General features: G+C 67.9%; 23 protein-coding genes. 8 read left to right on the forward strand and 15 right to left on the reverse strand.

Annotation, left to right across the window (positions count from 1 at the left end; translation table 11 throughout):
• Window positions 1–168: 168 nt before the first annotated feature.
• The gene (locus tag K8P63_RS13320) at window positions 169–519 is read left to right on the forward strand and encodes a hypothetical protein (RefSeq protein WP_223796510.1); all 351 of its coding nucleotides are present in this window, start codon (window positions 169–171) and stop codon (window positions 517–519) included.
• Between the two features lie 128 nt (window positions 520–647).
• Here K8P63_RS13320 and thiD read toward each other — a convergent pair whose 3' ends face one another.
• From thiD to K8P63_RS13355, 7 genes are all read right to left on the reverse strand, one after another.
• Entirely contained in the window at window positions 648–1,433 is a 786-nt protein-coding gene (gene thiD / locus K8P63_RS13325) for a bifunctional hydroxymethylpyrimidine kinase/phosphomethylpyrimidine kinase (RefSeq protein WP_223796511.1), read from the reverse strand.
• A complete protein-coding gene (locus tag K8P63_RS13330; RefSeq protein WP_223796512.1) occupies window positions 1,430–1,621 on the reverse strand; it encodes a hypothetical protein in 192 nt (63 codons plus the stop codon). Before K8P63_RS13330 ends, thiD begins: the two co-directional genes overlap by 4 nt.
• On the reverse strand, window positions 1,618–2,955 hold the full coding sequence (gene glmM, locus K8P63_RS13335) for a phosphoglucosamine mutase (RefSeq protein ID WP_223796513.1): 1,338 nt from the start codon (window positions 2,953–2,955) through the stop codon (window positions 1,618–1,620). Before glmM ends, K8P63_RS13330 begins: the two co-directional genes overlap by 4 nt.
• A gap of 64 nt (window positions 2,956–3,019) precedes the next feature.
• A complete protein-coding gene (locus K8P63_RS13340) occupies window positions 3,020–4,195 on the reverse strand; it encodes a glycosyltransferase family 2 protein (protein ID WP_223796514.1) in 1,176 nt (391 codons plus the stop codon).
• Window positions 4,195–5,388: a glycosyltransferase family 4 protein gene (locus tag K8P63_RS13345; RefSeq protein ID WP_223796515.1), complete on the reverse strand. Its 1,194-nt coding sequence runs from the start codon at window positions 5,386–5,388 to the stop codon at window positions 4,195–4,197. The genes K8P63_RS13340 and K8P63_RS13345 overlap by 1 nt, the downstream gene beginning before the upstream one ends.
• A 247-nt stretch (window positions 5,389–5,635) precedes the next feature.
• The gene (locus tag K8P63_RS13350; RefSeq protein WP_223796516.1) at window positions 5,636–6,931 is read right to left on the reverse strand and encodes an amidohydrolase family protein; all 1,296 of its coding nucleotides are present in this window, start codon (window positions 6,929–6,931) and stop codon (window positions 5,636–5,638) included.
• Entirely contained in the window at window positions 6,928–8,310 is a 1,383-nt protein-coding gene (locus K8P63_RS13355; protein WP_398288903.1) for an amidohydrolase, read from the reverse strand. Before K8P63_RS13355 ends, K8P63_RS13350 begins: the two co-directional genes overlap by 4 nt.
• 164 nt (window positions 8,311–8,474) lie before the next feature.
• Between K8P63_RS13355 and K8P63_RS13360 the strand changes: the two genes are divergently transcribed.
• The 3 genes from K8P63_RS13360 (at window position 8,475) to K8P63_RS13370 (ending at window position 10,426) form a co-directional block, all read left to right on the forward strand.
• Window positions 8,475–9,056 (forward strand): nitroreductase family protein, encoded by a 582-nt coding sequence (locus K8P63_RS13360; RefSeq protein ID WP_223796517.1) that lies wholly within the window; start codon window positions 8,475–8,477, stop codon window positions 9,054–9,056.
• A 73-nt stretch (window positions 9,057–9,129) separates the two neighbouring features.
• Entirely contained in the window at window positions 9,130–9,477 is a 348-nt protein-coding gene (locus K8P63_RS13365; RefSeq protein ID WP_223796518.1) for a GntR family transcriptional regulator, read from the forward strand.
• A gap of 7 nt (window positions 9,478–9,484) precedes the next feature.
• A complete protein-coding gene (locus K8P63_RS13370; protein WP_223796519.1) occupies window positions 9,485–10,426 on the forward strand; it encodes an L-threonylcarbamoyladenylate synthase in 942 nt (313 codons plus the stop codon).
• A gap of 153 nt (window positions 10,427–10,579) precedes the next feature.
• Here the strand turns inward: K8P63_RS13370 and K8P63_RS13375 are convergent, their stop codons facing one another.
• From K8P63_RS13375 to sucC, 5 genes are all read right to left on the reverse strand, one after another.
• Window positions 10,580–11,356, reverse strand: a complete 777-nt coding sequence (locus K8P63_RS13375) for an enoyl-CoA hydratase (protein ID WP_223796520.1) — start codon at window positions 11,354–11,356, stop codon at window positions 10,580–10,582.
• A gap of 12 nt (window positions 11,357–11,368) precedes the next feature.
• The gene (locus tag K8P63_RS13380) at window positions 11,369–12,418 is read right to left on the reverse strand and encodes an enoyl-CoA hydratase/isomerase family protein (RefSeq protein ID WP_223796521.1); all 1,050 of its coding nucleotides are present in this window, start codon (window positions 12,416–12,418) and stop codon (window positions 11,369–11,371) included.
• A 16-nt stretch (window positions 12,419–12,434) separates the two neighbouring features.
• Window positions 12,435–13,364, reverse strand: coding sequence for an electron transfer flavoprotein subunit alpha/FixB family protein (locus K8P63_RS13385; protein WP_223796522.1), 930 nt, complete (start codon window positions 13,362–13,364; stop codon window positions 12,435–12,437).
• Window positions 13,361–14,110, reverse strand: a complete 750-nt coding sequence (locus K8P63_RS13390; RefSeq protein ID WP_223796523.1) for an electron transfer flavoprotein subunit beta/FixA family protein — start codon at window positions 14,108–14,110, stop codon at window positions 13,361–13,363. Before K8P63_RS13390 ends, K8P63_RS13385 begins: the two co-directional genes overlap by 4 nt.
• A gap of 107 nt (window positions 14,111–14,217) precedes the next feature.
• A complete protein-coding gene (sucC, locus tag K8P63_RS13395) occupies window positions 14,218–15,417 on the reverse strand; it encodes an ADP-forming succinate--CoA ligase subunit beta (protein WP_223796524.1) in 1,200 nt (399 codons plus the stop codon).
• 84 nt (window positions 15,418–15,501) lie between these two features.
• On the opposite strand from sucC, the gene K8P63_RS13400 reads away from it, so the two are divergent.
• Complete coding sequence (locus K8P63_RS13400) at window positions 15,502–15,996, forward strand: sterol desaturase family protein (RefSeq protein WP_223796525.1); 495 nt, start codon at window positions 15,502–15,504, stop codon at window positions 15,994–15,996.
• A gap of 121 nt (window positions 15,997–16,117) precedes the next feature.
• Here K8P63_RS13400 and K8P63_RS13405 read toward each other — a convergent pair whose 3' ends face one another.
• Complete coding sequence (locus K8P63_RS13405; RefSeq protein ID WP_223796526.1) at window positions 16,118–18,379, reverse strand: NADP-dependent malic enzyme; 2,262 nt, start codon at window positions 18,377–18,379, stop codon at window positions 16,118–16,120.
• A 161-nt stretch (window positions 18,380–18,540) separates the two neighbouring features.
• Here K8P63_RS13405 and K8P63_RS13410 point away from each other — a divergent pair, with 161 nt between their 5' ends.
• Window positions 18,541–18,780 (forward strand): DUF2312 domain-containing protein, encoded by a 240-nt coding sequence (locus tag K8P63_RS13410; protein ID WP_223796527.1) that lies wholly within the window; start codon window positions 18,541–18,543, stop codon window positions 18,778–18,780.
• A gap of 192 nt (window positions 18,781–18,972) precedes the next feature.
• On the opposite strand, the gene K8P63_RS13415 is transcribed toward K8P63_RS13410, so the two are convergent.
• Entirely contained in the window at window positions 18,973–19,596 is a 624-nt protein-coding gene (locus K8P63_RS13415) for a hypothetical protein (RefSeq protein ID WP_223796528.1), read from the reverse strand.
• A gap of 173 nt (window positions 19,597–19,769) precedes the next feature.
• Between K8P63_RS13415 and K8P63_RS13420 the strand changes: the two genes are divergently transcribed.
• Window positions 19,770–20,513, forward strand: a complete 744-nt coding sequence (locus K8P63_RS13420) for a YebC/PmpR family DNA-binding transcriptional regulator (RefSeq protein ID WP_223796529.1) — start codon at window positions 19,770–19,772, stop codon at window positions 20,511–20,513.
• Window positions 20,510–21,001: a crossover junction endodeoxyribonuclease RuvC gene (gene ruvC / locus K8P63_RS13425; RefSeq protein ID WP_223799826.1), complete on the forward strand. Its 492-nt coding sequence runs from the start codon at window positions 20,510–20,512 to the stop codon at window positions 20,999–21,001. The genes K8P63_RS13420 and ruvC overlap by 4 nt, the downstream gene beginning before the upstream one ends.
• Window positions 21,002–21,472: 471 nt before the next feature.
• Here the strand turns inward: ruvC and K8P63_RS13430 are convergent, their stop codons facing one another.
• On the reverse strand, window positions 21,473–23,116 hold the full coding sequence (locus K8P63_RS13430; protein ID WP_223796530.1) for an inorganic phosphate transporter: 1,644 nt from the start codon (window positions 23,114–23,116) through the stop codon (window positions 21,473–21,475).
• Between the last annotated feature and the right edge of the window lie 6 nt (window positions 23,117–23,122).

The raw sequence follows: 23,122 nt of genomic DNA on the forward strand, positions 1-23,122 counted from the left end.
CCAGCCCAGCGGGCCGCAGCGCAGCAGCGACGATGCCTGAGCGGCTGCCGACCGCGCTTCTTCCGGCTGCGACGAGCGTATCGCGCGCATTTGCGCCGGCCGGCCGCTTCCGCCGATGGCGCGCACGCTCTAAGGCCCGGTTCAGCCTGATTGCGGGAGAATGAGCCGATGACACGCACCCTCACCTTGCTCGCCGCCGCCAGCCTGACGCTCGCGGCCACGCCGCTGCCCGCGCAGGTGCAGAGCAACCTGGCGAAGAATTATAGCGACCGCCTCGCCGCGCTGACCGATCTGCAGCGGCGCGGCAGCCTGCGCCGCGCGATCCTCGATTCGGGCGAGAAGTGCCAGAGCGTCAGCAAGGCGGCCTATCAGGGCCCGTACAAGAATATGGAGATGTGGGTCGCACGCTGCGGCACCACCGATTTCGGCGCCTTCATCGGCCCCGACGGCACGGTGCAGGTATCAAGCTGCGCCTATCTCGTCTCGGTCAAATGGCCCGCTTGCCGCAAGCTCGACTGAGACACCCTCACTTAACCCCCATCCGTCATGCCAGCGCAGGCTGGCATCTCCCGATCGGGTCGGCCGCGCAAATTTCCGGGGATCCCAGCTTCCGCTGGGATGACGAATGCCAACCGGGCTGACCGAAACTAGGAGAAGTGAGCCCGGCCCAGCCCATGGCCGAGCGGGCCGTGACCGCCGCCGAGCCCCGGCGCGGCCCGCAGCGCCGCGCGGACGTAATCGCGCGCGCGTCCAATCGCCTCGACCAGCGGCATCCCCCCTCCCAGCCCGGTCGCGATCGCGCTGGAGAGCGTGCAGCCGGTGCCGTGACTGTGGCGCGTGTCGATCCGCTCGGACCGCCAGCGCGTGACGCCGTCCGGCGCGACGAGCAGGTCGACCAGTTCGGGTCCATCGCCATGCCCACCCTTCGCCAAGACCGCGACGCCCAATCGATCCGCCAGTGCATGCGCCGCTGCCTCGACTGCGCCCACGCCGTCGATGTCGCGGCCGGTCAGCGCGGCAAGCTCGGGCAGGTTCGGCGTGAGCAACGTCGCACGCACCATCAACCGTTCGAGCATCGCGATCGTTGCGCCGTCGGCGAGCATGGCGCCGCTGGAGGCGACCATCACCGGATCGAGCACGATCGCGACGTCGGGCAACGCCCCCGCCACCGCCTCGGCGATCTCGGCCGAGCCGATCATGCCGATCTTGATCGCATCGACGCCGATGTCGCGTACAACCGCGTCGATCTGCGCGGTCACCATCGCCGCCGGCACCGGCATGATCGCGTCGACGCCCAGCGTATTCTGCGCGGTCAGCGCGGTCACCGCCGTCATGGCGTGGCCACCCAGCATCGTGATCGTCTTGATGTCGGCCTGGATGCCGGCGCCACCGCCCGAATCCGATCCGGCGATCGCCAGGATGCGCGGGATCATCCCCGTCGGGCCGACAGCATCTCGACCAGCAGCCACAGCACCGTGACGATCGCCCACACGGTGACCGCGCCAATCAGCATGTCGACCCGATCGGTCGCACGGCCGCGCAGGACGGTGGTGAGCAACGAACCCAAAGCCGCAAAGCCGCCGACGCGGACCGCGGCGTGGAGCCGGCCGCGCGCGATCATGCCGCCTTCCTGACCGCCTCGCAGATGCGGTCGACCACCTGGCCGACGAGCGCCTCATCCTCGCCCTCGGCCATCACGCGGATCAGCGGCTCGGTACCCGATTTGCGGATGACGAGGCGACCGGTGCCGCCAAGTTCCTGCTCGGCGGCTGCGATCGTCGCCTTGACCTTGTCGTCGTCGAGCGGCTGGCCGCCGGCGAAGCGCACATTCTTGAGCAATTGCGGCAGCGGATCGAACTGCTTGAGCAGACGATGCGCAGGCTGCCCGCTCTGCACCAGTTCGGCCAGCACCTGCAGCGCGGCGATCAGCCCGTCGCCGGTGGTGGCGTGATCGGCCAGCACGATATGGCCCGATTGCTCGCCGCCGACATTGTAGCCGCCGGCGCGCATCGCCTCGACCACGTGGCGGTCGCCCACGGGCGTGCGATGGAGCGCGATCCCCTGCCCCCACAGGAACCGCTCGAGCCCGAGGTTCGACATGATCGTCGCGACCACGCCGTCGCCCTTCAGCGTGCCGTCGCGCGCGGCCGCCGAGGCGATCAACGCCATCAACTGGTCCCCGTCGACGATCTGGCCCTTGTCGTCGACCACGATCAGCCGATCGGCGTCGCCGTCGAGCGCGATGCCGATGTCGGCGCGCGTCTCGACCACCTTAGCTTGCAGTGCGCTGGGGTCGGTCGAGCCGCAGCGTTCGTTGATGTTGGTGCCGTTGGGCGCGACGCCGAGCGGGATCACCTCGGCACCCAATTCCCACAAGGCCGCGGGCGCGACCTGATAGGCCGCGCCGTTCGCGCAATCGACCACGACGCGCAAGCCGGCCAGCCGCAGATGCTCGGGAAAGCTCGACTTGACCGCGTGGACGTAGCGCCCCTGCGCATCCGCCACGCGCCGCGCGCGGCCGATGCATTCGGAGGTGGCGAGCTGCGGCGTGCCCTCGATCGCTGCCTCGATCTTCAATTCGTCGTCGTCGGACAATTTGTAGCCGTCCGGCCCGAACAATTTGATGCCGTTGTCGGCGAAGGGATTGTGGCTGGCGGAGATCATCACGCCGAGATCGGCGCGCATCGAGCGGGTGAGCATTGCCACCGCCGGCGTCGGCATCGGCCCGACCAGCACAACATCCATGCCGACCGAGGTGAAGCCCGCGGTCAGCGCGCTTTCCATCATATAGCCCGACAGGCGCGTATCCTTGCCGATCAGCGCGCGATGGCGATGCTTGCCGCGATGGAAATGCGCGCCGGCCGCCTGACCGACCTTCATCGCGATCTCGGCGGTCATCGGCCGTTCGTTGGTGCGGCCGCGAATGCCATCGGTGCCGAAATATTTGCGTGCCATGCGCAGGCGTCTCCTTGTCCCGCACAGAATCGGCGCGCGGGGACGTAAAAGCAAGCGGGGCGCGTCAGCCGGTGCGTTCGGTGCGATTCCAGCCCGACGGGCCACGGCCGAGCAGCAGCCGTGCATACATCGGGATCTTCCACAGCAGGTAGAAAGGCAGCAGCGCGAGGCTGCGCGCCTTCAGCCACGGCCGCCCCTCGATCGCCCAGGCGAGCAGCACGACCAGCCCGAGCGCGACGAGGATCGCGGCGGACAGGACCAGCGCACCCGCGCCGGCACCGAGTACCGCGAGGATCAGCACGAGGACGAGCAATGCGAGGTTCGCCATCACCAGCAGCGCCAGCGGCGGCGTCATCACGTGGAGACCCAGCCAGAAGAGACCCATCCGTCCTCGGCGCAGGCCCTCGCCCAGCAAGGTCGGGCCGAGCGCGCGGGCCGTCGCCAGGAAGCCCCCTTCCCAGCGGCTGCGCTGGCCGAGCGTCGCGGCGCGCGCGGCGGGATCGCTCCATACGAGCGCGTCGGCGGCGAACAGCGGTGGATGGCCGATGCGCGCGAAATGGATGCCCAGCGCCAGATCCTCGACCCGATCGGCGGTGGCGAGCGGCGCATCGCGGAACAGGCTCCACGGAAAGGCCATACCGGTGCCGGTCAGCGGCGCGGGCAGGCCGAGCCGAGCGAGGCCGCGCTGCCGCACCAGATTCTTCACGACGAAGGCAAAGTTCGAGACCTGCACCATCGCCAACGCGCCCGGCACCGGCCGCAGCAGGTAGCGTGACTGGATCGGCCGCGTCCGCGCGACGGCTTCGGCTGCGATCGCCGCCACCGCGTCCGGCTCGGGCACACAGTCGGCATCGATCACCACCACCGCCTGCGGCGGGTCCTCCGCGAGATGATCGCGGCCGAAGGCGAGCGCATAGCCCTTGCCGCGCCGCGCCGGATCGTTGCGCTCGATCACCTCGGCGCCGGTGGTACGGGCGACGGCCGCGGTCGCGTCGGTGCAATTGTCGGCCACGACCAGCAGGCGCGTGCCCGACGGTATCGCCGCCTGGATGCCTGCCAGAATGGCGGCGATGTGCGCCGCCTCGTCATGCGCCGGCACGAGGATCGCGGTTGCGAGCGACGCGGGGCTTGTCGATCGCCGCCGGCCAGGCAGCAGCCCCATGCCGGTCTCGATCAGGAAAGGCAGTGCGCTGGCGAGCTGAACCAGCGCGATCACCCAGGCGAGGAATGCCAGCAGCATCATGCCGCGATCAGCGCGGTCAGCGCGCGCGCATTGGCGGCGGCGTCGTGCTGGGCCAGCACGCGGGCGCGCCCCTCTTCGCCCATCGCTGCGAGTTGCGCCGGATCGGCATCGAGCACCGCGGCCATCGCATCCGCCAGCGCCTCGACCGAGCCGGCCGGCACCAGCCAGCCGCACTCATGGTCGACCAGTTCGGGCGTGCCGGCGATGGCGCTCACCACCACCGGGCGGCGCAGCGCGAGCGCTTCCATGATGACCACCGGCAATCCCTCGGCAAAGCTCGGCAGCACGAACGCACGCGCGGCGAGCAAGTGACGGCGCACCCCTGCCCCATCGCAGATCCCGGCGAACACCACCCGATCCGACAAACCGAGCCGCGCGGCCTGCGCCGTCAGTTCGGCGCGGAGCGGGCCGTCGCCGACCAACGTAAGCGTGAAGTCGCGTCCGTCGCGGGCGAGCCGCCCGGCCGCCTCGATCAGGAGCGGCAGGCCCTTCTGCGGCGCGAGTCGCGCGACCGCGACGAAGCCGGGAATGCCGGGCGCCGACGGAACGTCGTCCACCTCGCGGAACGAGGCGTCGATCCCGCAGCGCGCCACGCCGATCTTGGGCCAGTCGGCCAGCGCGCTCCAGCGCATCAGCTGGCCACGCCCGTAGCTGCTGATCGCCACCGCCGCCTTGGCGTCGGCCACCTTGCCGGCGAGATCCAACTCCTGCGGGCGATCGAACTCGTCGGGCCCGTGCACGGTGAAGCTATAGGGCGGCGCACCCAGCCGGCGCGCGATGCGCGCGACCGCCGCAGGGTTCGTGCCGAAATGAACATGAACATGCTCGGCCCCGCTCGCCCGCAGCGCGCGGGCCAGCCAGCATGCCTCGGCGAGATAGGCCAGATGCGGCACCAGCCCCCGCCCCGCCGCCTTGTGCATCCCGAGCGTCAGGCGCAGCGCCGCGAACCATGTCGCCGGTCGGGTTACCAGTTCGGCCAGCATCGCGCGCAGCAGCGCCGCGGCGCCCTGCGCGAGGATGGGCGTGGTGCGCGCGACCTCGGCCTGGTCTTCCGCACCGAGACCGCCGCCGGGGCCGCGCACCGAATAGCGATCGATGCGGTGGCCGAGCGCCTCCATCGCCGCAATCTCGCGCCGGATGAAGCTATGGCTGACCGCGGGATATTGGTTGGTGAGATAGGCGATATGCATCTTCCATCTCCCCCTTGCGCGATTACGTCCCGTTCGTGGTGAGGAGAGGCTGAGCCCTTCGGCTGGCTGGCAGGCCAGCCGGTCAGGACAAGCTTCGATGCCATGCATCGAAGTCGAAGCCTCGTCTCGAACCACATTCCCTTCGAGACGCCACTTCGACTTCGCTCAGTGGCTCCTCAGGACGAACGGGGGTAAATCCAATCTTCCCGCAGCCTTAGCACGTGCGCGTTAACGCAAGCCTACGCCCCTACCGATCATACGCCTTGGGAAGGGCGCCCTCGGTCGGGTTGAGGTAGCGGTCGCGCAGGCGCGTCTGGCGGCTGGTGAGCGGCTGCTGCACGCCGTCAATGAACACCGCCACCGGCGCCGACGACAGCTCCAGCGGATCGCCGTCCCACACCACCACGTCGGCGCGACGGCCGGCGCGGAGCGAGCCGATCTCGCCATCCATGCCGAGCGCCGCCGCCGGGCCCGAAGTGATCGTGGCGAAGGCATGGCCCCAGTCGAGCCCGGTCATCCCCGGCACCTTGGTGATCGCCACCAGATTGCCGGCATATTGCTTGAGCAGTCGCTGGCCGCCCTCGCTCGCCACGTCGACGGTCGAAATGCTGACGGGCACGCCCGCCTGCTCCAGCCGGCCGGCATTGGACTCGGTCGCGGCCAGCGCCTCGAACGAGGCGGGCAGGTTGGCCAGCGCGGCGGTGACGACCGGAACGTGCGCGGCGGCGATCTGCGGCGCGACCATCCAGCCCTCGCTCACGCCAAACAGGACGAGCTTGAGCGCGGGATATTGCCGCTTCAGGTCGAGCACCTGCAGAATGTCGCTCGCACGCTCGACATGCACCACCAGCGGCATCCGCCCGTCGATCACCGGCAGCAATGCCGCGGCGTCGGCGCGGGTGAGCAGTGCGTCCTTGCCGCGTCCGTCGAACGTCGCCGGGCTGTGCTGAAAGTCACGCGCCTCGGCCAGCGCATCGTGGAGCTGCGCATAGCGGCCTGGCCGGGTCTCGCCACGGCGTTCCTCCGCCTCGCCCAGTTCGACGAACTGGAAGGCGCGCGCACGGGTGACCGGCATCGGATCGGCACCGAGATCGATCACCGCGCCCTGCCCGGCGAAGATCGAGCCGGTCGCATCGGGCGCGACGATCGCGCGCGTGACACCGCTCGCGCGATCGACCGGGATCGCCTGCGTCATCGGGTTGATCGCCACCGACACGTCGATCGCGGCGTGGAAAGGCGAAGTGCGCGCCGAGGTGTCGTTGCCCTCGCCGATATCCTCGCCATTGTAGAGGCCTTCGGTGTTGAAGCTGGCGACGATGCCGGCCGACACCCACTTGCCGGTGGCATCGACCACGCGCGCGCCCGCTGGCACCGCGACGCCCGCGCCGGCGGCGACGACGCGCCCGTCGCGGATCACGACCGTGCCGCCGGGGATCGGTGCCGAGCCGTCGCCCACCGCGACCGTGCCGCCAGTGAAGGCGACCGTCTCGGCGAAGGCGGGCGCCGCGATCAGCGCGGCGGCGGAGAGGAGGAGGCGCTTCACTTCACGTCTCCTTCGCCCGGCTGGCCCAGCTCGAAATCGGACACGGGTCGCCGCTTTGGATCCTTGGCATCGTACATCAGCGCGCCGTCGATCCACACCATGTCGGGCCGGCTGTAGACCGACAGCGGATTGCCGTTCCACAGCACCACGTCGGCCATCTTGCCCGGCTTGAGGCTGCCGATCCGGTCGGAAAGGCCGATCGCCTTGGCCGGATTGATCGCGAGCCATTCCCACGCCACCTCGTCCGGAATGGCGATGCCGGCGCGTCGGCCCGCGGCCTGTGCCTTCGCCACTTCCTGGTTGAGATGCTGGACGCCGTTGGGATCGTCCGAGTGGATCATCGCGCAGGTGCCGGCCTTCTGCAGCAGCGCGAGGTTCTCGGGGATGCCGTCATAGGCTTCCATCTTGAAGCCGTACCAATCGGCCCAGACGGCGGCGCAGACGTTGTTCGCCTTCAGCAAATCGGCGATCTTGTAGCTCTCCACGCCGTGGTGGAAGGCCGAGACGTGATAGCCGAACTCCTTCGACATATCCATCACGATGGCCATCTCGTCGGCGCGGTAGCAATGGTTCTGGACGAGGATCTTGCCGTCGAGCACGCCGGCGAGCGTATCCATCGCAATATCGCGCGTCGGCGGCTCGCCGCCGTCTTTCTCATACTTTTCCCAGCGCCGCTTATATTCGGTCGCCTTGGCCCACGTCATGCGATCGACGGCGATATTGCCCATCCGGGTCGAGGGCTCGCGCCCCTTCGAGCCGTAGACGCGCTTCGGGTTCTCGCCGCACGCCATCTTGAGGCCATAGGGCGCGCCGGGGAACTTCATCCCCTGCTCGGTGCGCGCATAGACGTTCTTCACGATCACCGAGCGGCCGCCCATAAGATTGGCCGAGCCGGGCAGGATCTGCAGCGTGGTGACGCCGCCATTCATCAGCGCGCGGCTGAACTGCGGATCCTGCGGCCACACGCTATGTTCGGCCCACACTTCGGGCGTGGTCGGCGCGGTCGCTTCGTTGCCGTCGCTATTTGCCTGCACGCCTGGCGCGGGATAGTCGCCCATGTGGCTGTGCACGTCGATGATGCCGGGAGTCACCCACTTGCCATGGCCGTCGATCACGGTCGCGCCGGCGGGCGGCGCGATCGATTGGCCGACCTGCACCACCTTGCCGTCGGCGAACAGCACCGCGCCATTGTCGATCCGGCCGCCCTCGCCGTCATAGATGGTGACGTTGGTCACCAGCGTCGGCACGCCCGGATAGGCATGGTAAGTCGAGGGATAGGGATCGGTCGTCCACGGCGCGGCCAGCTTGGGCGAAGACGGCGACGCGCTCGCGCTCTTCGGCTTGGCGGCGGGCGCCTGCGCGCATGCGGCGAGGGACAGGACGGCGCCAAGGGCGGTCAGCGTGCGGATCAAGCGGCTTCCACTTTCTGAACGGGGATTGGCGCCGACCATGGCGAGGATCGATACGGCCGTAAAGCGGCTTTGCGTCGGGTGCATCCGAACCCGATTGTTGTGATGCATGGCGGCTGGTAACGCCGCCCGCGATGTTCAACGATCTCTCCTCGCCGGCCGCCCTCATGCAGACCCGGCGCTCCGGCAAGCCGCGCGACATGGCCGCGCCCGGCCCGTCGTCCGATCAGCTCGACCGTATCCTGGGCGCGGCGATCCGCGTGCCCGATCACGGCAAGCTCGCCCCATGGCGCTTCGTGATCGTGCCCGACACGCGGCGCGAGGATTTCGCGACATTGCTGGAACAAGCCTATCGCCTCGACCGGCCCGCGACCGGCGCCGCCGAGATGGAGACGGTCCGCCAGTTCGCCTTCCAGGCGCCGACCTTGGTGGTCGCATTGTCCGCCCCCGCCCATGCCAGCCAGATCCCGATCTGGGAGCAGGAATTGTCGGTTGGCGCCGCCTGCATGGCGATGCTGGTCGCAACGCATGCCGAAGGCTTTGTCGGCGGCTGGCTGACCGGTTGGGCTGCCTATTCGGACGCGGTGCGCGACGCCTTCGGCCAGCCCGGCGAGCGTATTGCCGGCTTCATGTTCATCGGTTCGCCGACTCGTCCGCTCGACGAACGACCCCGTCCCGAGCGCAACAGCGTTATCTCAACCTGGTCGCCCGCGTAACGATATTGCGGCCGATGCGGCCATTGTGCATTGGTTGTTTCCTGCGCTGCGCTGTGTTAGGACAGCACCACGCATGGTTGCATCCGACCGCCCCGTCTATCTCCGCCTCCGCGACGAGATCGTGGCGATGATCCTCGACGGGCGCATTCAGGAGGGCGAGGCACTTCCCTCGGTCCGCGCCTTCGCCGCCGAGCAGGGGGCGAACCCGCTGACCGTCGCCAAGGCCTATCAAAGCTTTCAGGATGACGGCCTCGTCACCGTCCGCCGCGGCGTCGGCATGTTCGTCGGCCCCGGCGCGGCGGGCCGGCTGCGCACCGCCGCGCGCGCGCATTTCCTAAGCGAGGAATGGCCAGAAATCGCCAGCCGCATCCGCCGCCTCGCGATCGACCCGGCCGACCTGCTGGAGCGCGTGCCGGTCTGAGCCGTCGATGAGCGAGACGTCGATCCTGCCGTTCGACGATGCGGGCATCGCGCGCGCGGCCGCGCTCATCCGCGCAGGCCAGCCGGTCGCGATTCCGACCGAGACGGTCTACGGCCTCGCGGCCGACGCAACCGATGCCGCGGCCGTTGCCGCCATCTATGCGGCCAAGGGGCGGCCGAGCTTCAATCCGCTGATCGTCCACGTTCCCGATCTCTCTGCCGCGCAGGCGCTGGCCGATCTGCCCGCGCCGGCCTTGCGGCTGGCCGAGCGATTCTGGCCGGGGCCGTTGACGATTGTCGCTCCGCTGCGCGACGGCACGCCGATCGCGCGGCTGACGACGGCGGGGCTCGCCACGATCGCGCTGCGCGTGCCGGCACACCCTGCCATGCAGGCGCTGCTGCGCGTGACCGGGCTGCCGCTCGCCGCCCCCTCCGCCAATGCCAGCGGCACGATCAGCCCGACGCGCGCCGCGCACGTGCTGCGCTCGCTCGGCGGGCGCATTCCGCTGGTGGTCGATGGCGGCGCCTGCGCGGTCGGGCTCGAATCGGCCATTGTCGCGGTGGGCGCGAACGGGTTGCGCCTGTTGCGGCCCGGACCGATCGCGCCCGATGCGCTGGCCGAAGCCGCCGGGCTGCCGATCGCCGGTGCCGGCAGCGACGCGATCGAGGCGCCCGGCCAGCTCGCGCATCATTACGCTCCGTCGAAGCCGCTCCGGCTGGATGCGACGAGCGCCGCGCCGGACGAATGGCTGATCGGCTTCGGCGCCATCGCCGGCGACGCCTCGCTGTCACCGGCGGGCGACCTGATCGAGGCGGCGGCGCGCCTGTTCGATCTGCTCCACGCCGCCGACGCCGCGCCGGCCGAGCGGATCGCCGTCGCCCCGGTGCCGCGCAGCGGGCTGGGCCTCGCGATCAACGACCGGTTGGCGCGCGCGGCGGCGCCCCAATAGGCGGATGATCCGCTCAACCAGCTAACCGTTCGTGGTGAGGAGAGGCTGAGCGAAGTCGAAGCCTCGTCTCGAACCGCCAGGCCACCCTTCGAGACGGCACTTCGACAGGCTCAGTGCCTCCTCAGGGCGAACGGAATGACGCAGAATCAACCATCAGCGCCCCGTAAAGCTGCCTGGCCGTTTCTCCACGAAGGCGCGCATGCCTTCCTTCTGATCCTCGGTGCCGAACAGGCCGTTGAACAGGCGCCGCTCGAACGCGATGCCCTGCGCGAGCGGGGTCTCGAACGCGGCGTCGACCATCTCCTTGGCGGCGATCGCGGCGAGCGGCGGCATCGCGGCGATGGCGGCGGCGGTCTTCAGCGCCTCGTCGATCAGTTCGGCGGCGGGAACGATGCGCGCGACCAAGCCGGCGCGTTCGGCCTCGACCGCGTCCATCATCCGCCCGGTCAGGCACATTTCCATCGCCTTGGCCTTCCCCACCGCGCGCGCAAGCCGCTGCGATCCGCCCATGCCGGGAGTGATGCCAAGCTTGATCTCCGGCTGGCCGAATTTCGCGGTGTCGGCGGCGATGATGAAGTCGCACATCATCGCCAGCTCGCACCCGCCGCCGAGCGCGAAGCCCGCCACCGCCGCGATCACCGGCTTGCGCGTGCGGGCGAAGACGTCCCAGCCGGCAAAGCGGTCCTCGCCATACATATCGGCGAAACCGGCCGCCTCCATCTCCCTGATGTCGGCGCCGGCGGCGAACGCCTTCTCGCTGCCGGTGACGATCAGGCAAAGCTGACCGGGATGGGCGTCATAGGCGCGCGCGACCTCCAGCAGTTCGGCGAGGATGCGCGCATTGAGCGCGTTCAGCGCCTGCGGACGGTTGAGCCGGACAAGGGTGACGGCATCGTGGCGTTCGACCAGCAATGTCTCATATTCGGCCATGATCGAATCTCCCTAAAGGCGGAGCGGCTCCCATGCGGCCTCGGGCGGCAGCGGGGCAAAGATCGTATCGAGCATCGTATCGGTGACGCCCTCGGGCGTCGACGGATCCCAGCGCGGCGCATTGTCCTTGTCGACCAGCAATGCACGCACGCCCTCGATGAAATCGTGGCGCTGGCAGAGATGCCAGGCGAGGCCATATTCCATTCGCATCTCGTCGGCGAAATCGGTGAGGTGGCGCGCCGCGCGCAGTTCGCGGAGCGCGACCTTGCAGCTGGTTGGCGATTTGATGCGCAGATTGGCGAGCGTCGCGGCCGCCCAGGCGCCGCTATCGGCCGCCAGCGCGTCGATCATGTCTTCCAGCCGATCGGCGGCGAACAATCGATCGATATCGGCAATGCGATCGAGGATGGCCGCCGCGGGCGGTGCTTCGGCGAAGGCGGCGAGGATCGCGTCGGCGGCGCGCGGATCGGCGATCAGCGCTTGCTTGGCCTCCTCGATCCGCGCGCTCGGCACGAAGTGGGTCGCGAGCCCGAGCGCCAGGCACTCCGCGCCGTCGAGCCGGGCCGAGGTGAGCGCGAGATATTCGCCCATCCGTCCGGGCAAGCGCGAGAGATAGCGGCCCGCGCCAGCATCGGGGAACAGCCCGATCGTCGTCTCCGGCATCGCGAACATCGTCCGCTCGGTCGCGATCCGATAACGCGCGGGCAGCGCCAATCCGACCCCACCGCCCATCGTCACGCCGTCCATCACCGCGAGGATCGGCTTGGCATAGACGTAGAGCAGGTGGTTGAGCTGATATTCGGTGGCGAAGAAAGCGTGTGCGACCGCGCCGTCGCCCCGGCCGCTCTCCGCCGCCGTGCGCACGTCGCCGCCCGCGCAGAAGCCGCGACCGGCGGCATGATCGATCAGCACCGCCTCGACGCGATTATCGGTGCGCCACGCCAGCAGCGCGTCGATCATCGTGCGGCACATCGCCTCGGTATGCGCGTGCAGCGCCTCGGGCCGGTCGAGCCGCAGGCGCCCCACCCGCCCCTCGACCGCGACGATCACATGTTCGCTCACGCGCGCGCGTACCGCCTCAGAGCTTTTCGGTCAGCTCCGGCACGATCGTGAACAGGTCGCCCACCAGCCCGAGATCGGCGACCTGGAAGATCGGCGCATCCTCGTCCTTGTTGATCGCGACGATCGTCTTGGCGTCCTTCATGCCGGCGAGATGCTGGATCGCGCCGGAGATGCCGACCGCGACATAGACGTCGGGCGCGACGATCTTGCCGGTCTGGCCGACCTGATAGTCGTTCGGTGCATAGCCGGCATCCACCGCCGCGCGGCTGGCGCCGATCGCGGCGTGCAATTTGTCGGCCAGCGGATCGATCAGCGCGTGGAACTGCTCGGCCGAGCCCAGCGCCCGGCCGCCCGACACCACGATCTTGGCGCTGGTCAGTTCGGGCCGCTCGGATGCGGCGATTTCCTGGCCGACGAAGCGCGACGTGCCGCTGTCGCCCGTGCCCGCGACCGGCTCGATCGCGGCGTTGCCGCCCTCGACTGCAGCCTTGGCGAACGCCGTGCCGCGCACGGTGAGCACCTTCTTCGCATCCTTCGACTGGACGGTCGCGATCGCATTGCCGGCATAGATCGGCCGGGTGAATGTGTCCGCGCCCTCGATCGAGAGCACGTCCGACACCTGCATCACGTCGAGCAAAGCGGCGACGCGCGGTGCGACATTCTTGCCGTTGGACGTGGCCGGCGCGACGAATGCGTCATAACCCGCCATCAGCCCGACGATCAGCGGCGCGGCATTCTCGGCAAGATGATGGGCATAAGCCGCATCGTCCGCCACCAGCACCTTGGCGACGCCGGCGATCTTCGCGGCAGCCTCGGCGACCGCGCCGACGCCTTCGCCCGCCACCAGCGCGTGGACCTCGCCCAGCGCAGCGGCGGCGGTGACGGCGGAAAGGCTCGCATCCTTCACGACGCCCGCTTCATGCTCGATCAGCAGCAGCACGCTCATGCCGGCACTCCCATGTCCTTGAGCTTGGCGATCAGCGCGTCGACCGAGTCGAGTTTGATGCCCGCCTGGCGCTTCGGCGGCTCGGCCACCTTGAGCGTGGTCAGGCGCGGCGCGATGTCGACGCCGTAATCGGCGGGCGTCTTCTGCGCGAGCGGCTTCGACTTCGCCTTCATGATGTTGGGCAGGCTGGCATAGCGCGGCTCGTTGAGGCGCAGATCGGTGGTGACGATCGCCGGCAGCGTCAGGCTGACCGTTTCCAGGCCGCCATCGACTTCGCGCGTCACCTCGACCGCATCGCCCTCGATCGAGACCTTGCTCGCGAACGTGCCCTGCGGCCGGCCGGTCAGCGCCGCCAGCATCTGGCCGGTCTGGTTGGCATCGTCGTCGATCGCCTGCTTGCCGAGGATGACGAGACCGGGCTGCTCCTCATCGACCACCGCCTTCAGCAGTTTGGCGACGCCGAGCGGCTCGACCGCCTCGTCGGTCAGGATCAGGATCGCGCGATCCGCGCCCATCGCCAGCGCGGTGCGCAGCGTGTCGGTCGCCTTCTGCGGGCCGACCGAGACCGCCACCACCTCGGTAGCGACGCCCTTTTCCTTCAGGCGCACCGCTTCTTCGACCGCAATTTCGTCGAATGGGTTCATCGACATCTTGACGTTGGCAAGGTCGACGCCGCTGCCGTCCAGCTTCACCCGCGGCTTCACGTTATAATCGATCACCCGCTTCACGGGCACCAGGATCTTCATGCCACTCTCCTCGTCCCGCCCGCCCCGCAGAAACGAGGCGGCCGGCGCGCGTCCATCGTCGCGCGCCGGCCTTTAGCAGTCGATTGACGTATACGTAAAGCCGCGCGTCAGGCGGCCTTCTTGACCTGCGCCACGATCTTGCGGGCGGCGTCGCCCAGATCGTCGGCCGGCACGATCGGCAGGCCCGAATTGGCGAGGATATCCTTGCCCTGCTGCACGTTGGTGCCCTCGAGGCGCACGACCAGCGGAACCTGGAGGTTCACTTCCTTGGCCGCCGCGACGACGCCCTCGGCGATGATGTCGCACTTCATGATGCCGCCGAAGATGTTGACGAGGATGCCCTCAACCGCTGGATCGGACAGGATCAGCTTGAACGCCGCCGTGACCTTCTCCTTCGAAGCGCCGCCGCCGACGTCGAGGAAGTTGGCCGGGAAGGCGCCGTTGAGCTTGATGATGTCCATCGTCGCCATGGCGAGGCCGGCGCCGTTGACCATGCAGCCGATATTGCCGTCCAGCTTGATGTAGGCGAGGTCGTACTTCGACGCCTCGACCTCGGCCGGATCCTCCTCGGTCTCGTCGCGCAGCGCGAACACGTCCTTGTGGCGATACAGCGCGTTCGAGTCGAAGCTGACCTTGGCATCCAGCACCAGCAGCTGGCCGTCGGTCGTCTCGACCAGCGGGTTGACCTCGAGCATGCTCATGTCGGTGCCGACAAAGGCGTCGTAAAGCTGGCCGGCGAGCTTCACCGCCTGCTTGTTGAGATCGCCCGTCAGCTTGAGCGCGAAGGCGACGGCGCGGCCGTGATGCGGCTGGAAACCCTCGGCCGGATCGATCGTGATCGTGCGGATCTTCTCGGGGGTCGAATGGGCGACCTCCTCGATGTCCATGCCGCCCTCGGTCGAGACGACCATGGCGATGCGGCCGGTCGCGCGATCGACCAGCATCGAGAGGTAATATTCCTTGGCGATGTCGGCGCCGTCGGTGACGTACAGGCGGTTGACCTGCTTCCCGGCCTCGCCCGTCTGGATTGTGACGAGCGTGTTGCCGAGCATGTCGGTGGCGTTGGCGCGCACCTCGTCGAGCGTCTTGGACAGGCGCACGCCGCCCTTCGCCTCGGGCGCCAGCTCCTTGAACTTGCCCTTGCCGCGGCCGCCGGCGTGGATCTGCGCCTTCACGACGTAGAGCGGTCCGGGCAGCTTGCCGGCGGCCTCGACCGCCTCGTCCACCGTCATCGCGGCATAGCCTGCGGGCACCGCCACGCCGAATTTCGCGAGCAGTTCCTTCGCCTGATATTCGTGGATGTTCATGGGGACACGCTCCTTGTGCGGTGCGGAAAAGATGCCGCCCTAAAGCATAGTCGCGCGGGCATTGGAACCCACGTATAGGGCGCCATGCCCTGGACGATCGGAATCGCGCTGTTCCTGCTCACCGTTATCGGAATGGAGGGCTTCGCCTACGCCGCGCATCGCTGGATCATGCACGGGCCGGGCTGGTTCCTGCACATGAGCCATCACCGCCCGCGCGCCGGAAACTGGGAGCTCAACGACCTCTATGCCGCGATCTTCGCGGTGCCATCGTTCGTGCTGCTGCTGGGCGGGGTGCAGCTCGGCTGGTGGCCGGGCTGCACATGGATCGGCGCGGGCATCGCCGCTTATGGGGCGATCTATTTCGGCTTCCACGACTGGATCGTGCACAACCGCCTGCCCGGCCGCTTCGTCCCGCGCTCGGCCTATATGAAGCGGATCGTGCAGGCGCACCGCCTCCATCACGTGGTCGAAACCAAGGAGGGCACGGTCAGCTTCGGCTTCCTCGTCGCCCCGAAGCCGGAGGCGCTGAAGGCGGAGCTGACGCGGCGCAGGAGAGCGGGCATACGCCCGGCGCGTTAGCCTGGTCGCCCGCCAACCACGATCGTCATCCCAGCGAAGCCGGGATCTCCCGCGGCAGGCGTCACCGCTCACTCCAGGGAGATGCCAGCCTGCGCTGGCATGACGCGCCGGATCGAGCCGCCTACTTCGCGATCCCCGCGCCTGCCAGCACCGCCAGCGTCAGCAACTCGCTCGCCGTGGCCGACATCGTGGCGATCTGCACCGGCTTCTCCATGCCCACCAGCATCGGCCCGATCACGGTGTCGCCGCCCAGTTCGCGCAGCAGCTTGGCCGAGATGTTAGCGGATTGCAGCCCCGGCATGATCAGCACGTTGGCCGGCCCCGACAGGCGGCTGAACGGATAATTCTTCATCACCTCGGGATCGAGCGCGACGTCGGGTGCCATCTCGCCTTCATATTCGAACCCGACCTCGCGCTCGTCGAGCAGGCGGATCGCGTCGCGGACGTTATCGATCCACGTCCCCGCCGGATTGCCGAAGGTCGAGAAGGACAGGAAGGCGACGCGCGGCTCATGCCCCATGCTGCGCGCGACGTTGGCGGTATGCTCGGCGATCGCGGCGAGTTCCTTCGGCTCGGGCCGCTCGGTCACCATCGTGTCGGCCATGAACACCGTCTGGTGATCGCCGACGATGACGTGGATGCCGCACGGGCGGCGTCCCTCGCTCGGGTTGATGACGCGCAGCACCTGGCGCAGCGTCTGGCTATAGGTGCGCGTGACGCCGGTGATCATCGCATCGGCATGGCCGAGCGCGAGCAACAGCGCGCCGAAGATGTTGCGATCCTGATTGACCATCGCCTCGACCTCGCGGCGGAGGTAACCGCGCCGCTGCAGGCGGCCGTACAAATAGTCGACCATCTCGCCGATCAGCGGCGAATGGCGGCTATTGTGCAGCTCGAAGCTTTCCGGATTCTCGATGCCGAGCGCGCGCAGTTTCTCGGGCACCTCGTCGCGACCGACCAGCACCGGCGTGCCGTAGCCGCCGTCGCGGAACGCGATTGCCGCGCGCAGCACCACCTCTTCCTCCGCCTCGGCGAACACGATGCGCTTTGGATTGGCCTTGGCGGTCTGATGCGCCATCGCCAGCACCGACGTGGTCGGATTGAGACGCGCGCGCAGGCTCTCGCGATAAGCAGCGAGATCCTCGATCGGCTTGCGCGCCACGCCGCTCTTCATAGCCGCCTCGGCGACGGCGGCAGGCACGATCTCCATCAGGCGCGGATCGAACGGCGCGGGGATGATATAATCCTGGCCGAAGCGCGGCGCATGACCGCCATAGGCCGCCGCCACCTCCTCGGGCACCTGCTGGCGCGCGAGGCTGGCGAGCGCCTGTGCGGCGGCGATCTTCATATCCTCGTTGATCGCGGTGGCACGCACGTCGAGCGCCCCGCGGAAGATGAAGGGGAAGCCCAGCACGTTGTTGACCTGGTTCGGATAATCCGAGCGGCCGGTGGCGATGATGCAATCGGGGCGCGCGGCCTTCGCTTCCGGCGGCGTGATCTCCGGATCGGGATTGGCCATCGCGAAGATGATCGGCCGCGGCGCCATCTCCTTGACCATCTCGGGCTTGAGCGCGCCGGCCGCAGAGAGGCCGAGGAACACGTCTGCACCCTTGCACGCCTCCAGCAGCGTGCGGCGATCGGTGACGGCGGCGTGCGCCGACTGCCACTGGTTCACGTCGTCGCGACCCTGATAGATCACGCCGGTGCGGTCGCACATCAGCACGTTGTCGTGCCGCACGCCCATCGCCTTGATAAGCTCAGTGCAGGCGATCGCAGCGGCGCCGGCGCCGTTCACCACCACCTTGACGTCATGCAATTCGCGTCCGGTGAGATAGCATGCGTTAATGAGGCCGGCAGCGCTGATGATCGCGGTACCGTGCTGATCGTCGTGCATCACCGGAATGTTCATGCGCTCGCGCAGCGTCTGCTCGATCACGAAGCATTCGGGCGCCTTGATATCCTCGAGGTTGATGCCGCCGAACGACGGCTCCAGCAGCGCGACCGCGTTGATGAACGCATCGACATCCTCGGTATCGAGCTCGAGATCGATCGAATCGACGTCGGCGAAGCGCTTGAACAGCACAGCCTTGCCTTCCATCACCGGCTTCGACGCGAGCGCGCCGAGATTGCCGAGACCCAGGATCGCGGTGCCGTTGGAGATGACCGCGACCAGATTGCCCTTGGCGGTATAATCGTAGGCCGCGTTCGGATCGGCGGCGATCGCGCGCACCGGCACGGCAACGCCCGGCGAGTAAGCGAGGCTGAGGTCGCGCTGGGTCGCCACCGGTTTGGAGGCGATGATCTCGATCTTGCCCGGACGACCCTGCGAATGGAACAGCAGCGCCTCGCGCTCCGAAAATTGGATGTTGCTGCCCTCTGCCATCTTAGTCTCCCGCGTGCAGGGTCGCTCCTAGTGGCGTCGGCGGCCCACGTCACCCCCATCGCGCCGTCGACGACCGATCGGACGGATCGACGCCGCGCATCTTTTCAGGCGGGGCGTCTGCCGCTAGTCCGCGCGGCTCATCAGAATCATGGGGACATCAAATGTCGGACACGGTGGCAGCCGAGCAGCTGCGCCTCTTCATCGAGCGTATCGAACGGCTGGAGGAAGAGAAGAAGGGCATGGCGGACGATGTTCGCGATGTTTACAACGAAGCCAAGAGCCAAGGCTACGATACCAAGACGATGCGCGCGATCATCCGTCTGCGAAAGATGGAGAAACATGCCCGCGACGAAGCGGAAGCGTTGCTCGACACCTACAAGGCCGCGCTCGGGCTCGGCTGATCGCACGGGCGCCGCATTCGCGTCTGCAATGATGTGAAATGCGGCGGCAAAACATCGCGGGAAAAGAGCATCAGCCCGCTTAACGCGGGTGCGGATGCTGCGCGTTAGCCGGACGCACATGACGGGGAGGTTCCCGTCGGATACTGGGCCCCCACCCAGTCCCCGCACCGGCCCTTCGGGCCATAGGGGGCGTCAGGCGTTGCTGTCGATCAGCAGCGACGAGGTCGTGCTGGCCGACGCGTTCGACGTGCCGCTTGCGCCATAGGTCGAGCTGCTCGTCATGGTTTTCTCGAGCTGCTGCAGGAACGCCATCAGCGTATCGATCGCCTTGGTCGTGCTGTCGGTCGTGGTCGATGACGTCGACGAGGTCGAGCTGGTGCCGGTGCTCGCGCTGGTGCCCAGCAGGCTGGCGAGGCTGTCGTCCGACGAATCGGTGCTGTCCGACGAATCGTCGCTCGGCGGCGGGGGCGGCGGGCCGCCATGGGCGTGGTGCGCCCCGTGCATCGACTTGGCCGCGTCGACGAACACCTGCTTCAGTTCGGTCGCCTGATCGGTGGTCAGCTTGCCGTCCGCCGTCTGCTGATCGATCAGCGAATCGACCTTGCTCTTCATCGAGGTGGGGTCGGTGGCGCTGGTCGAGGTAGTGCCGCTCGTGCTGCTGCTGGTCGAGGCGGCGGAGGTGCCGTTCTTCAACGCCGTGTCGATGGTGCTGAGCGCGCTGGTGAGCGCGGTCTGGTCGGCAGACTTGACCGAGCCGGACGAGACGGCCTGCTGCAGCGCCTGCTGCATCCGGTCGCTCGGCGACATCATCGACATGGCGGACATGCTTCCAGAAATGGAGGTCATATCATTGCCCTTCGAGGCGGGATTGCCTCGTGGACGCGAGTCGCACGAATGTGGTTAGGGAAAGGTTCACGACAGGCTTGGTTGAAGCTTTAGGCCCGGGCGGCTAGACGCCGCTCATTTTCCGCCGAACGAGCAAGTGAACCATGGCCGGCCATTCCAAATTCAAGAACATCATGTACCGCAAGGGCGCGCAGGATAAGAAGCGCTCCACCCTCTTCTCCAAGCTCAGCCGCGAGATCACCGTGGCCGCCAAAGCGGGCCTGCCCGACCCGGCAATGAACGCGCGCCTGCGCTCGGCGGTGATCGCCGCTCGCGCCCAGTCGATGCCCAACGACAATATCAAGCGCGCGATCGACAAGGCATCGGGCAGCGACAGCGATAATTACGAAGAAATCCGCTACGAGGGCTTCGGCCCGGGCGGCGTCGCGCTGATCGTCGAGACGCTGACCGACAATCGCAACCGCACCGCCACCAACGTGCGGCTGGGCTTCTCCAAGAATGGCGGCAATCTCGGCGCGCCCAATTCGGTGAGCCACGGCTTCGATCGGCTCGGCCTCATCAGCTATCCGGCAAAGGCGGGCGATGCCGAGCGCGTGTTCGAGGCCGCGCTGGAGGCAGGCGCCGAGGACGTCGAGAGCAATGAGGACGGCCACTCGATCTGGACCGGCTCGGACGCGCTCCACGAAGTCTCCAAGGCGCTGGAGCCGGTGCTGGGCGAGCCCGAGGGCATCAAGCTCGCCTGGCGTCCGCAGACGCACGTCGAGGTCGGCGAGGCCGACGCCACGCTGCTGATGAAGTTGATCGATGCGCTGGAAGAGGATGACGACGTCCAGACGGTGTGGGGCAATTACGACGTGCCCGACGCCGTGATGGAGAAGCTCGGCTGATCCTGCTCGGCCTCGATCCAGGGCTCGGCACGACCGGCTGGGGCCTGATCGCCGCGGACGGCAATCGCCTTTCCCACATCGCCAACGGACAGATCCGCACCGATGCGGGCGAGCCCCTGCCCCGCCGGCTGGTCGCGTTGCACGACGCATTGACCGATATCATCGCCACCCACCGTCCCGATGGCGCGGCGGTGGAAGAGGTATTCGTCAACGCCAATCCGCAATCGACCCTGAAGCTTGGGCAGGCGCGCGGCGTGATCCTGCTGTGCGTGGCGCAGGCCGGGTTCGTCGTCGGCGAATATGCCGCCCGGCTGGTCAAGAAAGCGGTGGTCGGCACCGGCGCGGCCGACAAGGCGCAGGTTCATGCGATGGTCGGTCGCCTGTTGCCGGGCGCGCGTATCGCCGGTGCCGATGCCGCGGATGCGCTGGCGGTGGCGATCACCCACGCGCACCATCTGGCCAGCGCGCGGGCGATGCGGCTGGGCTGAGCCCGAGATCGGCCTCACTCTGCCCGTCGCGACCCGGCGGGCACCGCTTTCCGGCGGCCTGCCGCAGTCCCTTGTCGAGGGCGCGAAGCGAGAGAAGCATTTGCAATGACGCGAACTTCCTGAGACATCGCCAATCTTGATGTACATCAGGCTAATGCGACAGATCGGAACCGGGCGAGACATGGAACAGCGGATCGCCAGCGGAACGATAGCCACGCGCAGCGGGTTGTTAGGCTGATGGCTTCCTTTCCACCGCGCGGCGGCCCACCGCCATCGGACGGCGATCCAGACGAAACGCACTTCGAGTGGCTGGCACGGACGTTGCCGGCGAAGGATCGGCGTATCGAGCCATTCACGTACCGCGTAAATCCGCCCCATTCGGAGCGGCGACGCTGGGATGCGTTCGCCAGCCTTGCCGCGCAGCGGAGCGGCAGAAGCTAGCGACGCCGGTCCAGCGGGCCGCCGGGCAGGTCAGCCGTGCCCGGTCGCGTGGACCACGCCGATGAACAGCGCGTAGAGTACACCCGCAATCGCCATCGCGGCAGGCAGGGTCAGCACCCACGCAAGCGCGATATTGCGCACCGTGCTTGCCTGTAGCCCGGCCCCGTTACCCACCATCGTGCCGGCGATGCCGCTCGACAGGATGTGGGTGGTCGATACCGGCATGCCCTTGAACTGGGCGAGCAGGATGGTGGAGGCCGCCATCAGCTCGGCCGCGGCGCCCATGCCGTACGTCAGGTGGGTCTTGCCGATCTTCTCGCCAACCGTGACCACGATCCGCTTCCAGCCAATCATCGTGCCGAGGCCGAGCGCCAGCGCCACCGCAACCTTTACCCAGCGCGGGATGAAGCGCGTGCCCTTTTCGAGCAGGCTCTGATAATCCTTGAGCTTCTTCGCGTCACCGTTGGGGAAGTCGGCCTTCGCCTTCTCCGGATCCTTGTTGAGCAGGCGCAGCGTATCGAACACGACATACATTTCGTTGCGCAGGTTCTTGGTCTGCGCGGCCGGCACCTGGCGGATCGAGCCGTAATTCTTGAGATCGTCGGTGATCTGACCCGACACGCTGTCGAGCGCGGCATACACTTCCGGCCGGTCCGGCTGGTGGGTACGCAGCGCCTGTTCCAGCACGGCGCGCGCCTGTTGCGGATCGACATGCGCGCCATTGGCCTTGGCGTGGAATACGCCTTGCGCGGCGGCGGCCGACTGGATGAAGGCCGGGGTCGAACTGTCGGGCATCGTGCGATTGAGCGCGTAAGCGGTCGGTGCGACGCCGATCAGGATCAGCATGATGAGGCCCATGCCCTTCTGCCCGTCATTGCCGCCGTGCGCGAACGACACCGCCGTGCAGGTGAACACCAGCAGCGCGCGAATGTAGAAGGGCGGCGGCGCCTCTCCCTGCGGCTCGCGATAGAGCTGGGGATCGGGAATGACGCGCTTCATCGCCCAGATCAGCAGCATCGCGCCGACGAAGCCGATGATCGGGCTGACCAGCAGGGTCAGCAGCACGCTCTCCGCCTGGCTCCACTCGACGCCCGACGTACCGCCGGGGCCGCTCGACAGCAATTGGTTGGCGAGGCCGACGCCGAGGATCGAACCGATCAGCGCGTGGCTCGATGAGTTCGGCAGGCCGAAATACCAAGTACCGAGGTTCCACGTCACCGCCGCGATCAGCAGCGCGAAGATCATGGCATAGCCGCCGGCGCTGCCGACGTTGAGGATCAGCTCGACCGGCAGCAGCGTGATGATGCTGTAGGCGACCGCCCCGGTCGACACGAGCACGCCGATGAAGTTCCACGTGCCCGACCAGATCACCGCGAACACCGGCTTCAGCGAATGGGTGTAGATGACGGTCGCGACGGCGTTAGCGGTATCGTGGAAGCCGTTCACGAACTCGAAGCCGAGCGCGATCAGCAGGGCTACGCCGAGAAACGCGAAGGCGCCGATCGCCAGCGGCTCGCCCACCTTCTGCGTATCGAGGAAGATGCTGGTGCCGGCATAGATCAGCCCACCCAGCAGCACGAGAAAGAAGCCGATCGTGGCGCCGGGATGCACCTTGTGATCGAGGGGCACGTGCGTCTTCTGACGCTCGCCCTGCAGGTTAGCCGTCGTCGCCATGATCGG

The organism is Sphingomonas nostoxanthinifaciens (assembly GCF_019930585.1).
GTDB lineage: Bacteria > Pseudomonadota > Alphaproteobacteria > Sphingomonadales > Sphingomonadaceae > Sphingomonas_I > Sphingomonas_I nostoxanthinifaciens.

Bases quoted from the DNA above. Each gene is read 5' to 3' on its own strand.
- thiD (WP_223796511.1), bottom strand. From the start codon at position 1,433: ATGATCCCGCGCATCCTGGCGATCGCCGGATCGGATTCGGGCGGTGGC.
- sucC (WP_223796524.1), bottom strand. From the start codon at position 15,417: ATGAACATCCACGAATATCAGGCGAAGGAACTGCTCGCGAAATTCGGC.
- K8P63_RS13385 (WP_223796522.1), bottom strand. From the start codon at position 13,364: ATGAGCGTGCTGCTGCTGATCGAGCATGAAGCGGGCGTCGTGAAGGAT.
- K8P63_RS13370 (WP_223796519.1), top strand. From the start codon at position 9,485: ATGAGCGAGACGTCGATCCTGCCGTTCGACGATGCGGGCATCGCGCGC.
- K8P63_RS13365 (WP_223796518.1), top strand. From the start codon at position 9,130: ATGGTTGCATCCGACCGCCCCGTCTATCTCCGCCTCCGCGACGAGATC.
- K8P63_RS13405 (WP_223796526.1), bottom strand. From the start codon at position 18,379: ATGGCAGAGGGCAGCAACATCCAATTTTCGGAGCGCGAGGCGCTGCTG.
- K8P63_RS13400 (WP_223796525.1), top strand. From the start codon at position 15,502: ATGCCCTGGACGATCGGAATCGCGCTGTTCCTGCTCACCGTTATCGGA.
- K8P63_RS13375 (WP_223796520.1), bottom strand. From the start codon at position 11,356: ATGGCCGAATATGAGACATTGCTGGTCGAACGCCACGATGCCGTCACC.
- K8P63_RS13410 (WP_223796527.1), top strand. From the start codon at position 18,541: ATGTCGGACACGGTGGCAGCCGAGCAGCTGCGCCTCTTCATCGAGCGT.
- K8P63_RS13320 (WP_223796510.1), top strand. From the start codon at position 169: ATGACACGCACCCTCACCTTGCTCGCCGCCGCCAGCCTGACGCTCGCG.
- glmM (WP_223796513.1), bottom strand. From the start codon at position 2,955: ATGGCACGCAAATATTTCGGCACCGATGGCATTCGCGGCCGCACCAAC.
- K8P63_RS13420 (WP_223796529.1), top strand. From the start codon at position 19,770: ATGGCCGGCCATTCCAAATTCAAGAACATCATGTACCGCAAGGGCGCG.
- K8P63_RS13340 (WP_223796514.1), bottom strand. From the start codon at position 4,195: ATGCTGCTGGCATTCCTCGCCTGGGTGATCGCGCTGGTTCAGCTCGCC.
- K8P63_RS13330 (WP_223796512.1), bottom strand. From the start codon at position 1,621: ATGATCGCGCGCGGCCGGCTCCACGCCGCGGTCCGCGTCGGCGGCTTT.
- K8P63_RS13415 (WP_223796528.1), bottom strand. From the start codon at position 19,596: ATGTCGATGATGTCGCCGAGCGACCGGATGCAGCAGGCGCTGCAGCAG.
- K8P63_RS13360 (WP_223796517.1), top strand. From the start codon at position 8,475: ATGTTCAACGATCTCTCCTCGCCGGCCGCCCTCATGCAGACCCGGCGC.
- K8P63_RS13430 (WP_223796530.1), bottom strand. From the start codon at position 23,116: ATGGCGACGACGGCTAACCTGCAGGGCGAGCGTCAGAAGACGCACGTG.
- K8P63_RS13345 (WP_223796515.1), bottom strand. From the start codon at position 5,388: ATGCATATCGCCTATCTCACCAACCAATATCCCGCGGTCAGCCATAGC.
- K8P63_RS13390 (WP_223796523.1), bottom strand. From the start codon at position 14,110: ATGAAGATCCTGGTGCCCGTGAAGCGGGTGATCGATTATAACGTGAAG.